The following is a 15190-nucleotide window of genomic DNA, read 5'->3' on the forward strand; positions in this document are numbered from 1 at the left end:
TTCCAGTGCGTAGTATATTCGCTCCTCACCGTGCTGCACATGCACCACGACATCGGAGAAATCAAGCAGCACCCAGCGCCCCTCGCGTTCACCCTCGCGGCGGAGCGGCTTGGCCCCAAGCCGGCGCAGCTGCTCCTCGACCCCGTCAACTACGGCCTTGACCTGCCGTTCCGTGTCGGCGGACGCGACGACGAAGCAGTCCGTGATGGCCAACCGCTCGCTGACGTCCAACACGACGATGTCGCGGGCGAGCTTGTCGGCTGCGGCCTGCGCCGCTTCGAGGGCGAGCTCGACGGCTCGCGGGGATGCGGTCACGAATACACCTCTCCTGGCTGGACCACTAGGCCACCTTCGGCTCTCGGGGACATGCCTGTTGATTATGGATTACGATCGTACGCGCCGGCCTGGTTTGCCTACCGCCCGTCCAGCCTGACATACCGAACGCTTTCACGTTCCCGCATTTGTCCCGTGCCGGCCTACCGGCCAGGCCACCGACCACGCCACGGGTGGCGTCACGGGCCGGGCCACGGGTGACGTCACCGGACGGGCGGCGCCGGCACGGGCATGACGCCGGCGGGGTCCCGCGGCCGGTACAGCCCGCTCTTGGCGATGAAACGCACCACCCCGTCCGGGGTGAGATACCAGATGGGCGCCCCGCGGCGCACCCGGGCGCGGATGTCGGACGAGGAGATCGCCAGTGCCGGCACCTCCAGGAGGCTGACGGCGTCACCGGGCAGGCTCGCGTCGAGTTCGAGCTGGTAGCCGGGCCGGGTAACCCCGACGAAATGGGCCAGCCCGAACAGCTCCCCGACATCGCGCCAGCTGAGGATCTGCGCCAGGGCGTCCGCACCCGTGATGAAGAACAGTTTGGCCTGCGACCGCATCCGGTGCAGGTCCCGCAGCGTGTCGATGGTGTAGGTTGATCCACTCCGGTCGACATCAATCCGACTGACCGTGAACTGAGGATTGCCAGCAGTAGCCAAAAAAGTCATCAGGTACCTGTCCTCAGCCGGGGACACGTCCCTGTCCGCCTTCTGCCACGGACGCCCGCTGGGAACGAAGACCACCTCGTCCAGGTCGAAGAGGGCCGCAACCTCGCTGGCGGCGACCAGATGTCCGTTGTGTACTGGATCAAAGGTTCCGCCCATCACCCCGAGCCTCACGGACGGACCGTAACGGGATCACGCTGTGATTTCGATGGGTCGCCGGAAGTATCACATCCGACTCGGCGCCGGTCGGGGTTCAGAAGGTCGGGGTTCAGAAGGTCGGGGTTCAGGAGACGGGTCAAGGGGCGCGATGAGTACCCCACCGACTGACTCCCGGCTACCGCGGCCGTAGGCTGACCACGTACGCCTCGGGCGTCGCCGTTGCGACAGTCCGGCGCCAACGCCGACACCCCGCCTGTGTCAGTTCGTGTCTGCACCCATGCTACTCAATACCCGCTCTTGTTCAATTTCTGTTCATCCAATGTTCGCTACTTGTTTATAATTTATCCATTACGTCCGGCTCGAGGAGGCTGCCTGATGCCGGTGAGTCCGCTCGCGGGTCAGCCCGCACCACCTGACATTCTCATCGACGTGGACGCGCTGTTGGCCGCCTACCACGACGACCAGCCCGACCCCGCCGAGGCGTCCCAACGCGTCTCGTTCGGAACATCCGGGCACCGCGGGTCGTCGCTGCGCCGGTCCTTCAACGCCGACCACATCGTCGCGATCACGCAGGCGATCTGCGAACACCGAACCGCCCACCAGGTAGACGGGCCGCTGTTCGTCGGTGTGGACACCCACGCCCTGTCCGCACCCGCGCTCGCCAGCGCGCTGGAGGTACTGGCCGCCCACGGGGTGGACACCCGGATCGCGCCGGCCGGGCAGGCCACCCCCACCCCGGTGATCTCGCACGCCATCCTCACGCACAACGCCCGCCGCGCAGCCGGGGAGCCCCTCGGGCTCGCCGACGGCATCGTCATCACGCCGTCGCACAACCCACCGGCGGACGGCGGGTTCAAGTACAACCCGCCCAATGGCGGGCCGGCTGACACCGCCATGACCACCTGGATCCAGGACCGCGCGAACGCGCTGCTCGCAGCCGGGCTGCGGGGTGTCTCGCGGGTCGCTCCCGAACGTGCACGGGCGGACGCGACCGTGCACGACTACGTCTCGGCCTATGTCGAGGACCTGGCATCCGTGGTCGACCTCGATGCGATCCGCGGCGCGGGTGTCAGGATCGGCGTCGACCCTCTCGGTGGCGCGAGCCTGGTCTACTGGCAGGCCATTGCCGAGCGTTACAAGCTCGACCTCGACGTGGTCAACACCGCGGTCGACCCACAGTTCGGTTTCATGACCGTCGACTGGGACGGAAAGATCCGGATGGACCCGTCCTCGCCGTACGCGATGGCGTCGTTGCTGCGGTTGAAGGATTCCTTCGACGTGGCACTGGCCAACGACGCCGACGCGGACCGGCACGGCATCGTGACGCCGGGCGCCGGCCTGCTCAACCCCAACCACTACCTGTCGGTCGCGATCTCCTACCTGTTCGCCCATCGCGGCGGCTGGCCCGCCACGGCCTCGATCGGCAAGACGCTGGTCAGCTCCAGCATGATCGACAGGGTCGCCACCGGGCTGGCCCGACATCTCGTCGAGGTTCCGGTCGGTTTCAAGTGGTTCGTGGACGGACTGATCGACGGTTCCCTCGGATTCGGCGGCGAGGAAAGCGCCGGCGCGTCGTTCCTGCGCCGTGACGGTCGGGTCTGGACCACCGACAAGGACGGCCTGATCGCCTGCCTGCTCGCCGCGGAGATCACCGCTGTCACCGGGCAGGACCCCGGCCAGAACTACGAGGCGCTCACCAGCCAGTTCGGCGCCCCCGCGTACCGCCGGGTGGACGCGCCGGCCTCCCCCGCGCAGAAGGACGTCCTGAAGTCCCTGACCCCGGCGGACCTTGGCACCTCGACGCTCGCGGGCGAGCCGGTGACCGCCGCGCTGTCCCACGCCCCCGGCAACGGAGCGGCGATCGGCGGCGTCAAGGTCGTGACCGAGAACGCCTGGTTCGCGGCGCGCCCGTCCGGTACCGAGGACGTCTACAAGATCTACGCGGAGAGCTTCCGCGGAGCCGCACACCTGGACACCGTCCTCACCGACGCGCAGTCCGTCGTGGACGCCGCCCTCGCTCGCTGACCTGGTGCGGCGTCCAGGCCGGTCATAACGGCGTCTCAGGGTTCCGTAACGGTCGGAGCGACAGGAGGGATCTGAGAGACGGGCGGGGCCGGCGGGGTTGGCGGCATCGGCGCGGTTGGCCGCCCGGTTCGGCGGCGGACCCGCCGGGCCAGGCGGTAGCCCGCGTAGACCATCGTCGCAGCCAACACGATCAGAATCATCGGCCCGATCAGCGCGACAACCTCGCCCAGGCCACCGACGAACCGGTCCCAGGACAGCCGGGCGGCCCGGCCGAGACCCCCGTCATCGGTGGCCGGACCGGGCTTGGTCACCGCGCCCTGCTCGCTGACGCCGACGGTGAGGGTGGCAAGATCACTGGAGTCGGCCAGTACCTGGCGCTGGCCCTCAAGCTGTTCGATCTGCATTTGTACGCTGTCGATCTGCTGGCGGACCGAGAGGACCTCCCCGATCGTCCCGGCCTTCGCCAGCAGCGCCAGATAGGTGTCCCGGGAATTTTGCAACGCCTTGCGCCGGGACTCCAGATCGACATACTGGCCGGTCACGTCCCGGGTGGACACGGTTGATGCGCGGACGTCGCCGATCTTCCCGACCTGGCTGCGCAGTTGTTCGAACGAACCGCTCGGGACCCGCAGAGTGACGTTGGCGTGTGGCCCGTCACCGTCCTTGACGGCTGCGGTACCAGTGCTCTCCAACGCGGACAGGTAGCCCCCCAGCCCCTTGGCCGCGGCCTCGATGTCACTGACGGCCGCGTCCACGCCGCCGAGACGCACCCACAGCGAGACCGAACCGATGCGGACGATCCGCGGTTCGGCGCCGGCCGGCCGGGCCGGGTCGCTGCGCCCGCCCGGTTGGGCCTCGGTCACACCGGTTGTCCCCGGTTCCGGCACGGCAGCAGAACCTGAACTGACACTCAAGCCGGAATCATCGGTGGACGCGGTTCCGGCACCGGAACCGGTACTCGAACCCGCATCGGGACCGGAACCGGTGTTCGAACGGGCGATGCCGGGCGCGACGGGCAGCGCGGCCGATGAGGAAGCCACGTCCGGCTTCCCGCCGCCGATGCCGAGTACGACACCCATGATTGCTAGGGTCCCGATGACGACGGCCACCGGGACGATCCAGCCCCGCCTGCGGGTGACCTTGGCAAAGGGATCATCAACCGGGGCTGTTCCCAGCTGTGGCCGCTCCACCTGTGCCGGGCCGTCGGGCTCCCGGGTGTCCGAACCTGCCATGACCATCACCGTGGCCGTCCTTCCGTCAGCGATCAGCTGTCGCAACGTTGGACGCACCGGTGGCCCGTTCGGTTCACCCCGATTTCCGACCGGACGAGGGTCCGGTCCAGAAACGCTACGAACCGAAACGCTACGAAGGCAGGAGGCGCTCGATGAACGCTTGGAGCTGCTCGACGTTGCGGCACTCGACCATCTCGTCGACGAGGTCGGCGTAGGCGCGGGTCGCCGAGTCACCCGAACCCCAGTAGGTACGCGGCTCCGGGTTCAGCCAGTAGGAATGTCTGGCCTGGGCGCACAGTTTCCGGAAAACGCCGGATGCGGTCGCCCGATAGTTGTTGCGAGCGTCCCCCAGCACGAGCAGGGAGGTCTTCGGGCCGACCGCGTCGGGATACCGCTGCGCGAACACGTCGAAGGCGTGGCCGTAGTCGCTGTGCCCGTCGAGCCAGACCAGATCGGCTTCGCCCGCTATCCGCGCCATCATGTCGCCGAGATCGCCGCCCCGCAGGAACCGGGTGACCTCATCGGTGGTGTCGATGAACGCGAACGCCCGGACCTTGGCGAACTGCTCCCGCAGCGCGTGCGTCAGCAGCAGGGTGAAGTGGGCGAACGACGCCACCGAGCCGGAGACGTCGCACAGGACGACAAGCTCGGGTTTGTGCGGCTTGTGCGGCCGGTGGTAGGTCTCCAACGGCACACCGCCGGTGGCGAGCGAGGCCCGCACGGTGCGGCGGAAGTCCAGCCGGCCGGAGCGCCCCAGCCGGCGGCGAGCGGTCAGCCTGGTCGCGAGCCGGCGTGCCAGCGGGTAGACCTGCCGACGCAGTTCGACGAGGTCGCGCTGGGACGCCCGGAGAAAGTCGACCTGGTCGGCCAGGGGCTTGACCGCGGTCTTGGCCACCGCGTCCACCCCGCGTTCCTCGGCAAGCCGGCGGCGAACCTCGGCGGCGACCATCTCCTCGAACGAGCGGATCCGTTCGGTGATCGTCTGTCGGGCGACCCGCTCGGCAAGACCGCCGGTCGTGGCCCCACCGAGCATCGCGGCCAGCAGGTCCGCGATCAGAGTGTCCGGTGACAGCGCCCGCATGACCCGGTACATGAACCAGGACCGCTGCCCGGCCCCGCCCGGCGTCGAGCCGAGGGCGGTCACGGCGTCCCTGGCAAGGCGACGGAGCGCCTCCTCGTCCCCGTCGAGCAGGGCAGCCAACAGGTCACCGCGCATGGCCTCGCGCAGCATGTCCGGATCCAGGTCGGTGACCTCGCCCCGCTGTTGCGCGTCGCCGCCCTCAGGCCGGCCCCCACCATCGTCGCCGTGATCGTCGACGGACAGACCGGCGCCGATCCGCGGCGGAAAGTAGAGATCGAACAACATGTCAAAGGTGGCCCGGTGGGTCGGGCGCTTGCACATCGTCGCCGCGAACGCCGCGTGCAGCGCCCCGCGGTCGAGCAACCCGACCGCACCGAGCGCGCGGGAGGCGTCCACGGTCTCGGCGCTACTCACCGGCACACCAGCCTTGCGCAGTGCGCCGGTGAACGCCACCGTACGGTCCAGCACGCTCATCTCGGCCGTCCCATCACCTCAGGCCACGGCAGGCCACGTCACGTCCGGTCAGGTCGAGTTGGTTCAGGTCAGTTCAGGTCGGTTCACGTCAGTTCGGACCGAGTTTGAGCTGGCCGATCGCACGCGCATGGTCACTCGCGTGCTTGAGGACGACACCCAGCGTGGATGCCACCGCCTCCTCGTCCAGGGTGTCGATACCCAGCGCAAGCACGGTCTGCGCCCAGTCGATCGTCTCGGCGATCGACGGCGCCTTCTTCAGCTCCATCGCCCGCAGCGCCCGGATGGTCCGGACGATGGCCTCGGCAAGCTGTTCGGGCAGTTCCGGGACACGAGCGAGGACGATCTCCTTCTCCCGCGCCGGCGAGGGATACTCCAGGTAGAGGTACAGACAGCGACGCTTGAGCGCCTCGGAAAGCTCCCGCGTCGCGTTGCTGGTGAGGACCACGAACGGACGGCGGCTCGCCACAATCGTGCCGAACTCGGGAATCGTCACCTGGAAGTCCGAGAGCACCTCCAGCAGCAGCCCTTCAACCTCGACGTCGGCCTTGTCCGTCTCGTCGATCAGGAGCACGGTCGGGTCGTTGCGCCGGATCGCGGCCAGCAACGGCCTCGCCAGCAGGAACTCTTCGCTGAAAATGTCGTCATGGGTCTCGTCCCACGACTCGTCATTGCGCCCGGCCTGGATGCGCAGGAGCTGCTTTTTGTAGTTCCACTCGTAGAGCGCCCGGGCCTCGTCCAGGCCTTCGTAGCACTGGAGTCGGATCAGCTCGGCATCGGTCGCGGCAGCCAGCGCCTTGGCCAGCTCCGTCTTGCCCACACCGGCCGGCCCTTCGACGAGCAGCGGCTTGCGCAGCCGGTCGGCCAGGAAGACGGTCGTGGCGATCGCGTGGTCCGCGAGGTAGCCTGCCGCCTCCAAGCGGCTGCGGACATCCGCCACATCGGCGAAGGCATGCTCCTGTAGCGGCATATACACCTCTCGTGTACGAGCTGAGAACCGTTTCCATAGTGCCAGTGATGGGCCCGTACGGGCGACATCAGCGCGGCCGGCACCGTCGGGACGGAGGCCGCAACCGGATCACTGCACCGGCTCAGATCATTCCACCTGCTCATAGGCGGGGACGGTGAGGAACTCGACGAACTCGTCCGCCAGCGCCACCCGCTCGAACAGGGCTGCCGCGTCGGCGTAGCGCCCGCCCTCGAATGTCGGTTCGCCGACGGCGGACCGGATCGCGGCCAGCTCCTCGGCCTCGATCTCCCGGACGAGATCCGCGGTCACCGGCCGGCCGTCGGCCAGGCGGGCCCGCACGGCGATCCACTGCCAGATCTGCGAACGTGAGATCTCAGCGGTGGCCGCGTCCTCCATCAGGTTGTCGATACCGACCGCGCCGACGCCCCGCAACCAGCTCTCCAGGTACCGGATGGCCACGCTGATGTTGTTGCGCAGGCCCGCCTCGGTGATCGAACCCGGGGTGTCGCGGATCGCGAGCAACTGCCGTGCCGTCACGGTGACGTCATCACGCTGCCGGTCGATCTGGTGCGGGCGCCCGCCGAGCACGGCGTCGAACACCTCGGTACAGACCGGCACCAGGTCGGGATGGGCCACCCAGCTCCCGTCGAAACCGTCGCGGGACTCCCGTTCCTTGTCGTCCCGGACCTTTGCCAGGGCACGCGCATTGACCGTTGGATCACGGCGGCTCGGGATGAACGCGGCCATCCCGCCGATGGCATGCGCGCCACGGCGGTGGCAGGTGGCCACCAACAGCTCGGTGTAGGCGCGCATAAACGGCACGGTCATGGTGACGGCGCCACGGTCGGGCAGCAGGAAGTCGGCACCACGCGCGCGGAACGTCTTCACGGTGGAGAACATGTAGTCCCATCGACCGGCGTTCAAGCCGGCGGAATGTTCCCGCAGTTCGTAGAGAATCTCCTCCATCTCGAAAGCCGCCGGAAGGGTCTCGATGAGAACGGTTGCCCGGATCGTCCCACGGGCGAGCCCGAGGGAATCCTCGGCCACGGTGAACACGTCGTTCCACAACCGGGCTTCACGGTGACTTTCCAGTTTCGGCAGGTAGAAGTATGGCCCGGCGCCAGCCGAAACCAGTGCGTGGGCGTTGCGGAACACATACATCCCGAAGTCGAACAGGGCGCCGCTGACCGGTTCACCGTCGACCAGCACATGGCGTTCGGGCAGATGCCAGCCGCGTGGACGCACAATAAGCGTCGCACGCTCCTCGCCCAGGGCGTATTCCCGGCCATCCGGGCCCGTGTACACCAGGGTCCGTGTGATCGCCTCGGTCAGGTTTCGCTGCCCGGTAATCATATTTGACCAGGTGGGTACGTTTGCGTCCTCGAAATCGGCCATGAAGGCCCGTGCCCCGCTGTTGAGCGCGTTGATGACCATCTTGGCGTCGGTCGGCCCGGTTATCTCGCACCGGCGGTCGATCAGGCCCGGCGCGGGTGGCGCAACGACCCAGTCTCCGTCGCGGACGTCCGCGGTCTCGGCCAGGAAGTCCAGGCTCGCCCCGGCTGCGACGGACCGCCGGCGCTCACGACGTCGCTCCAGCAGCTCGGCCCGGCGCTCGGAAAAACCGCGCTGCAGGCCCGCGACGAACGCGAGCGCCTCGTCGGTCAGGACCGCGGCGACGTCAGCCGGCTTGAGCCCACTGGCCGCCCGCTCCACCTCAATGCCCCTCATACTCCCCTCGCCCGCCATGCCCTCGACGTCCGTTCGTCCCACCGACTCGTCGGCACCCATCGCATTCCCTCCCTGCTCCACGAACCGTCGCTGCACACACCGTCCACGGCACATCGCCGGGTATCGACGGGAGCGAAGCTACCGCTTCGATCGCTCGGCGGCCGCTGGCTGCGTTCGCCGGGCGCCACACCCGGCCAACTAGTAAGTTTTCCGAACAAACGCCCTTCGACTGGCTGGCGCGCCCACCGTGCGGGTAGGCCAGGCAGGGCGGGGACAGACGTCCCACAGGTCGCGCAGGTCGCACAGGTCGCACAGGTCGCATTGCCAATGCGCAAGGGGGAGCGCACACGGGAGGCAGAGCAATGAACGTCACGTTCCTCGGGCTCGGACGGATGGGCCGGGAAATGGCTCGGCATGTCCTGCGTGGCGGCCACCACCTGACCGTCTGGAACAGGACGCCGGGTCGCGCGCAGGAGTTGACAGCCGCCGGTGCACGCGAGGCGCCCTCTGTTCGGGCCGCGGTCACCGATACCGACGCCGTCGTGCTGATGGTCTTCGACGACAGTTCAGCCCGCCAGGTGATCGACGAATTGATCGCCGGCGCGCCCCCGGCGACGCTAGTGATCAATTCGACGTCTGTCTCGCCGTCGACCAGCCGTGACCTTGGGCAGCTCGTGGCAAAGGCGGATCTGCGCTACGTCGAGGCGCCGGTGGTGGGCACCGTCGGGCCAGCCCGCGAAGGCACCCTGCGGGTACTGGTCGGGGCGACCGCGGCCGACGCCGCGGCCGCCGAAGGCCTGCTCTCCCTGTTCGGCAGCACACACCGGGTTGGCGGTATCGGAACCGCGACTGCGTTGAAGACCGTGGTGAACCTGGGACTGACGCTCTCCACCGCGGCCCTGGGCGAGGTGCTGCGGCTCGGATCGGATCTGGGTATCGACCGCAACCTGCTACTGGCCGAACTCTCCGACGGTGCGCTCGGGTCCATCGTGAACTACAAGCGTCCGATGCTCGCCGACGACCTCTTCACCCCGGCGGCCTTCACTCTGGACGCCATGATTAAAGATCTTCGGATCGCGATGGGCGCCGCGGAGCGGGCGTTGCCGCTGGCCACGACCACGCTCGCCATGGCCGCGGAGGCGTCCGACGCCGGGCACGGTGGCGACGACTTCGCCAGCCTGGCGGCCTACTACGCCACGTCCTGACCGACGATCAGGCCGCGGCACGGACGGCCAGACCTATCGCGTAGTCAAGCCACCACTGCCCGGCGGGGGGGCCGCCGTTGCACGTACCATCCGATTCGCCGGGAATCTTGATCCACAGAAGGGCGTCGGCACGCGGGTCACCGGTATCGGCCGTCGGGCCCACGCCCAGGGCCCTGCCTGGTGGGTTGCACCAGACGCTGCCAGGCGCCGGGCCCAGGCCGTTACGACTGGTGTCGATGACGAAGTGGGGCATTCCACCGGCAGCTGCGGAGACCGCGTCTCCGTAGGCCCGCTCGTCGGCCGTCTCGTCGAAGTTCGAGACGTTCAGAGCAAACCCGCGCGCCCGGTCGACTCCGGCGGCCCGCAGCCTGGTCGCCATCTCGGCGGCGTCGTGCCAGCCGGCGTTGCCCGCGTCGAGGTAGACGCTCACCCCGATGCCGCCGAGCGCGTCGACCGCATCCGAGAGCAGCCCGTAACGGGTCTGGCGGTCGGCCGCGGACAGACAATCAAGCTGGGACAGGGCATCTGGCTCAAGAATGACAGTCGCCGGACCGCGACCGATACCCGCGGCGAAGCCGGAGATCCACGATCTGTACGCCGCCGGGCTACTGGCCCCGCCGCCCGAGTAACCTCCGCAGTCACGGTTGGGGATCGCGTAGGCGACCAGGACCGGCAGCGCCCCGGCGGCCCGGATCCGCGCCACCCGGCCCGCGACCGCGGACTGGACGCCACCCGCGGTAACAGGACCGACAAACCAGTCCGCATGGGACGTATTCGCGATTCGGCTCAACGCGTCGGCACTCGCGGGAAGACTGCCACGCAGCCGGCCAACCGCCGCAGCCGCGGCGCTGCCGGGGTCGACATAGAAGCGTGCGCCGGCAAACGGGTTACCGGTCTGCGTGCGTGAGAGCACCAAGGGTGCAGACGTGGGTTCCGGGATGGGCGTCGATGTCGGCGCGGACCCGGGCTGCGACACCGACCCCGCCCGAGCCACACTCGACCCTGGCAGGGGGCGTGCCGTGGATCGGGCGGGGTCCGGCCTGTCGCCGAGCGCGCCCATTGCCTGCGCAACCGTCACAGGCCGCGTGGAGGCGACCGTGCCACCGTGACCGGAAAGCACCAGGTCCGCTGCGGCTGGGCGCGACGATGGGACGATGGTGCCTTCGAAGGCAAAACCGGCGAGTACCGAGATGACAACGGCGCTGAGGGCCAACAACCGTCGAAGACGAACGAGTTGCCGGTGCCGCGAGTGGTGGCGCACCGACCCGCGTGCGGCCCTCCGGCGCGGCCCTGTCGACACACAACCTCCGAAACGGGCAAGCACTACAACGCTTTCCTACCCCCACCCCCTACCTACTTACGGACCATAGCAGCGCCCGCATGATGTTCATCGGGCGGACGTCGACGGCAGCCGCGACACGCACCGGCCGACACCACGCCCACTGGTCGATTCCCCATCGCCCCGTCCGGCCGGCGGCGGGGAATGTCCGTGGCGGACTGCCTGCCGCGCGCCTGCGCGGGAAAGAAGTTCCGTATGAAAGTTGTTCTGTTCTGCGGCGGCCAGGGACAACGTCTACTGGACGCGGGCACGGGCCAGGAATCCACCCCGAAACGCGCCTCGGATGCGCCGAAACCGCTGCACCTGGTCGGCGGAAAGCCCATTCTCTGGCATCTCATGAAATGGTACGCGACCTATGGACACACCGACTTCATCCTCTGTGTGGGCTTCCGGGGCGAATGTGTCCGGAACTGGGTCGGGGACCTCTGCGCCGAACACCTCGACGAGCCGACGGCGCTGCCCGGTGTGCCGCGACAGCATCTGCTCGACGGCGAGGCTGCCGGGTGGTCGATCACGATCGTCGACAGCGGCCTGCGCGTGCCAGTCGGACAACGGCTTCGGGCGGTGCGAAGCCTCGTCGGCGCCGAGGATCTGTTCCTCGCCAACTACGCGGACGGCCTGTCCGACGTCCCGCTGCCAGAGCTGATCGACGAAGCTCACCGCTCCGATGCCGTCGCCACCCTGCTCGCGGTGCGGCCACCCGAGACCATCCACACCGTCGACTTCCGGCCGGACTCGACCGCGATCAACAGGATCGCGCCCATGGCGGAACAGGAAATCTGGATCAATGCGGGCTTCTTCGTCCTGCGGCCCACCGTCTTCGACCTGATCCATCCAGGCGAGGATCTGGTGGATGCGCCCTTCAGTCGGCTCGCACGGGCGGGCAGGCTGGGTGGTTATCGCTACCGCGGGTTCTGGCGGGCCATGGACACGGCTAAAGATCGTCTCATCCTGGACGAGCTGTGGAGTTCGGGCGTCCGGCCGTGGGCCATCTGGGAGGCTCCGGCGCGCGACCGATTCGTCCCCTGGCGGCCCCAGGTGTGACCGTGACGCGGGTGCCGGGTGCCGGGTGCCGGGTGCCGGATGGCGGATGGCGGATGCCCGCGACAGTCCTGCCGGTGATGTCATCGGCCGCCCCGGACGGCACCGTCCGGCCGCACTACGGAACGCACTGGTTCATATTCGAACGTATGTGCTAGCATGGGATGCGTTCCGTCGGTTGAGCCGCACCGCTTGTTGCACCCCACCGCGTCAGCCCTGCCACGTCAACCCTGCCACGTCAACCCTGCCACGACAGCCGGCCAAGGAGAACAAACGATGACCACATCAGTCGAGCCGATCCCCACCGACTACCCCGCGATCACCCCGTACCTGCACGTCGACGGCGCGGCCGACGCCATCGATTTCTACACGCGGGTTTTCGGCGCAACCGAGCGGATGCGTATGGCCGCGCCAGACGGAAAGATCGGCCATGCGGAGCTCACGATCGGCAGTTCTATGATCATGCTGTCGGACGAATACCCCGAAATGGACGCGGCGGGCCCGAAGACCGTGGGCGGAACGCCGGTCACCATCCACGTGTACGTGGCGGACGTGGACGCGACCTATGATCGTGCAGTCAAGGCCGGCGCCAAGAGCCTGCGCCCGGTCGAGAACCAGTTCTACGGCGACCGGGCCGGGCAGTTTGAAGACCCGTTCGGGCACCGGTGGAGCGTGGCGACCCACATTGAGGACGTTCCAGCCGAGGAGCTGTCCCGCCGCGCCGCCGAAGCCATGGGCGCCGCGGCCGGCGGCCAAGGCTAGGTGGTCGGTGGATCTTCAATCGCGCTGATCAGACAGGTGGGATCGACCGTCTCTCCGATCATGAGAAGTCGCTGGCGACGGACGGAGTTCAGGACTCGGCGTTGCGGACGAGCTCGTCGGCTTGGGCCGGCCACCAGATGCCGGCCGAGGGGTTGTTCCGACCGCACTCCCCGTCGCTGGCCCCTGGAACCTTGATCCAGAGCAGGGCGTCCGCCCGCGGGCTGCCGGTGGCGGTGGTCGGCGCAGCCCCGAGTCCTCGGCCCGGCGGGTTGCACCAGGGATCCTTGATGGTGGCGGCGGCCGGGCCTCGTCCGTTGCGTGAGGTGTCGACGACGAAATGGGCACCACCGGCCAGCGCCGAGATCACTTCGGCGCGGGCCACCTCGTCCCGGGTCCGGTAGTAGTTCGACACGTTGACCGCGAAGCCGCGGGTCCGTCGCACGCCAGCCCGGCTCAACCGGTCTGCGATGACCGGTGCCGCCGTCCATCCGCAGTGGGCGCCGTCGAGGTAGACGCTGGTAGCGGCCAGTCTGCCGTAGACGTCAACAGCGTCGTTCAGCAACTGGTAACGCTCCTGCTGGTCGGCCATGGACAGACTGTCCATCTGTGCCAGCGAATCCGGCTCCAGGATGACGACGGCCGCACGCGTGCCGATTCCCGCCGCCACCTGCCGCGTGAACGCCCGGTAGGCGGCGGCATCGGGTTCTCCGCCGGCGGAAAACCCGGAACCGATATCGCGGTGCGGGATCGCGTAGACCATGAAGACCGCCGTCGCCCCCACCCGCTCCGCTTGCCCGCTACGCGCCGTTACCTCTGTCTGGACGCCGTTACCCAGCCAGTCCCCAACCGAGAAAGCGATCGGCCTGGCTGCGATCGCCGTGGCGCTCGCAGCGTTGGCGGCGTCCTGACGTGCGGCCACGGCCGGTTGACTGTTCGGATCGACGAGGAATGGCGCGCGGGGCGCGGGGCCGTGCGGACCTCCGCCCGCCACGGCGCCTCGACCGGCCGGGTCGCCGGCGGGGCACTGCGCGCCCACCGCACGAAGCGACGCGGTAGCGGTCCGTGTCGCACCTCCAGCGCCACATCCGGTGACAGCCACCGTGGCGCTGAGAGTCGCCGCCGTCATCAGACTGGCGACTCGGGGTGGACGGTGCCCTGTCCGACGCCGGGCTGCCTCGACCTGCCGGACCATCCTGGCGATCAGTACGGCCACGCTCATCCCACCTGGACCCAGGTGGCGACGGACGGAACGCCCGCACCGTTGGTTACGAACAGCATGTACCAGTCTGACGGTAGAAGGTTGGAGTTGCGGGGTACGCTCAGTGTGACCCTGCTGTCGACCTGCCGAACGACGGGTAACGCCACCGACCGCTGCTCGGTGTCGGTCACGTGGGTGTAAGCACCCGGGCGGATCAGACGGGCCTTCGCCACCGGCTGCGATGACTCCACGGTGATGGTCGAGCCCCGGGGGATCTGCGTCGGTGCTGATGTGATCGTCGGACGCTCACCTCTGTAGAGGTAGCCGGGCGAGTACACCTCGACCCGGGTCTCGAACGCGTTGTCGTCGCTCAATGGATTCGAGCCGAACACGGCCACCCGCCCGTCCGGAAGCAGAAGGTACTCGGAGTGGTAATCACGGCCGACATGCGGGTCTGCCGCCGCGGTGAAGGCGTTCGTGTCCGGGTGGTAGATCTCGGCTGTCCGGGAGTCGTCAGCCCGATAGGCGGTGGAACCACCGGAGACGAGCACCGTGTCGTCGGGCAGAATCACCGCGCCGGGATACCGTTTCGCCTCAGCCATGTCGGGGCCACGCCGGTAGGTAGGATCAGGCGAATCAAGATCTACAATCGCGGTCCGGGCCGTCGCCGTCTGGGTGTCGCCGACCCCGCCACCGGCAATGAACATCACCTTCTGCTCCTGTGCCGGCGCAAGCATGATTGTCCCTGCCGTCTCGTTGAGCTCCGGCTCGGGCAGCCCGTCGACCGGTTGGAAGGCGTTGTTCACCAGGTTCCACAGGCCGGGCTGGCGCTCTGCGACGCCCGCCGGGCCGTAGCCGGCGTTGGCACCGGAGAAGAACAACCGGCCGTCGCCGGCGAGTAGCAGGGACGGATAGGTGGGAAAGACCTTCCGGAGATCCGGATGATCATTCCACGTCCTGACGGCAGGGTTGAACGACTCGGTGTTGCCC

At 68.4% G+C, this 15190-nt stretch carries 14 protein-coding genes; 5 read left to right on the forward strand and 9 right to left on the reverse strand.

The window, feature by feature from the left end; genetic code table 11:
- Both rsfS and nadD read right to left on the reverse strand, forming a co-directional pair.
- Positions 1-315 (reverse strand): ribosome silencing factor (rsfS, locus tag U9977_RS01190; RefSeq protein WP_322747261.1); only part of this gene is annotated, 315 nt, incomplete at its 3' end.
- Between the two features lie 221 nt (positions 316-536).
- Positions 537-1163, reverse strand: coding sequence for a nicotinate-nucleotide adenylyltransferase (nadD, locus tag U9977_RS01195; RefSeq protein WP_322747262.1), 627 nt, complete (start codon positions 1161-1163; stop codon positions 537-539).
- A gap of 360 nt (positions 1164-1523) precedes the next feature.
- Here nadD and pgm point away from each other — a divergent pair, with 360 nt between their 5' ends.
- Entirely contained in the window at positions 1524-3173 is a 1650-nt protein-coding gene (gene pgm, locus U9977_RS01200; RefSeq protein WP_322747263.1) for a phosphoglucomutase (alpha-D-glucose-1,6-bisphosphate-dependent), read from the forward strand.
- A gap of 35 nt (positions 3174-3208) precedes the next feature.
- On the opposite strand, the gene U9977_RS01205 is transcribed toward pgm, so the two are convergent.
- The 4 genes from U9977_RS01205 to aceB all read right to left on the reverse strand — a co-directional run bounded on the left by U9977_RS01205 (position 3209) and on the right by aceB (position 8655).
- Positions 3209-4405: a DUF4349 domain-containing protein gene (locus U9977_RS01205; RefSeq protein ID WP_322747264.1), complete on the reverse strand. Its 1197-nt coding sequence runs from the start codon at positions 4403-4405 to the stop codon at positions 3209-3211.
- Positions 4406-4535: 130 nt separating this feature from the next.
- Positions 4536-5960 carry a vWA domain-containing protein gene (locus U9977_RS01210; RefSeq protein ID WP_322747265.1) on the reverse strand — a complete coding sequence of 475 codons (1425 nt, stop codon included), beginning with the start codon at positions 5958-5960 and terminating at the stop codon, positions 4536-4538.
- A gap of 88 nt (positions 5961-6048) precedes the next feature.
- Positions 6049-6927, reverse strand: coding sequence for a MoxR family ATPase (locus U9977_RS01215; RefSeq protein WP_322747266.1), 879 nt, complete (start codon positions 6925-6927; stop codon positions 6049-6051).
- A gap of 126 nt (positions 6928-7053) precedes the next feature.
- Complete coding sequence (gene aceB, locus U9977_RS01220) at positions 7054-8655, reverse strand: malate synthase A (protein WP_322747311.1); 1602 nt, start codon at positions 8653-8655, stop codon at positions 7054-7056.
- Positions 8656-8975: 320 nt separating this feature from the next.
- Between aceB and U9977_RS01225 the strand changes: the two genes are divergently transcribed.
- A complete protein-coding gene (locus U9977_RS01225) occupies positions 8976-9860 on the forward strand; it encodes an NAD(P)-dependent oxidoreductase (protein ID WP_322747312.1) in 885 nt (294 codons plus the stop codon).
- 7 nt (positions 9861-9867) lie between these two features.
- Here U9977_RS01225 and U9977_RS01230 read toward each other — a convergent pair whose 3' ends face one another.
- Complete coding sequence (locus tag U9977_RS01230; RefSeq protein ID WP_322747267.1) at positions 9868-10773, reverse strand: glycoside hydrolase family 6 protein; 906 nt, start codon at positions 10771-10773, stop codon at positions 9868-9870.
- Between the two features lie 13 nt (positions 10774-10786).
- On the opposite strand from U9977_RS01230, the gene U9977_RS01235 reads away from it, so the two are divergent.
- The 3 genes from U9977_RS01235 to U9977_RS01245 all read left to right on the forward strand — a co-directional run bounded on the left by U9977_RS01235 (position 10787) and on the right by U9977_RS01245 (position 13002).
- A complete protein-coding gene (locus U9977_RS01235) occupies positions 10787-10969 on the forward strand; it encodes a hypothetical protein (protein ID WP_322747268.1) in 183 nt (60 codons plus the stop codon).
- Positions 10970-11394: 425 nt separating this feature from the next.
- Positions 11395-12243 (forward strand): glucose-1-phosphate cytidylyltransferase, encoded by an 849-nt coding sequence (locus tag U9977_RS01240; protein WP_322747269.1) that lies wholly within the window; start codon positions 11395-11397, stop codon positions 12241-12243.
- A gap of 273 nt (positions 12244-12516) precedes the next feature.
- Positions 12517-13002, forward strand: coding sequence for a VOC family protein (locus U9977_RS01245; RefSeq protein ID WP_322747270.1), 486 nt, complete (start codon positions 12517-12519; stop codon positions 13000-13002).
- Positions 13003-13090: 88 nt separating this feature from the next.
- Here U9977_RS01245 and U9977_RS01250 read toward each other — a convergent pair whose 3' ends face one another.
- Positions 13091-13921 (reverse strand): glycoside hydrolase family 6 protein, encoded by an 831-nt coding sequence (locus U9977_RS01250; RefSeq protein ID WP_322747271.1) that lies wholly within the window; start codon positions 13919-13921, stop codon positions 13091-13093.
- Between the two features lie 296 nt (positions 13922-14217).
- Positions 14218-15190, reverse strand: a 973-nt coding sequence (locus U9977_RS01255; protein WP_322747272.1) for a kelch motif-containing protein, incomplete at its 5' end; no start/stop codon positions are given.

The organism is Protofrankia sp. Cas8 (assembly GCF_963555845.1).
Classification (GTDB): domain Bacteria; phylum Actinomycetota; class Actinomycetes; order Frankiales; family Frankiaceae; genus Protofrankia.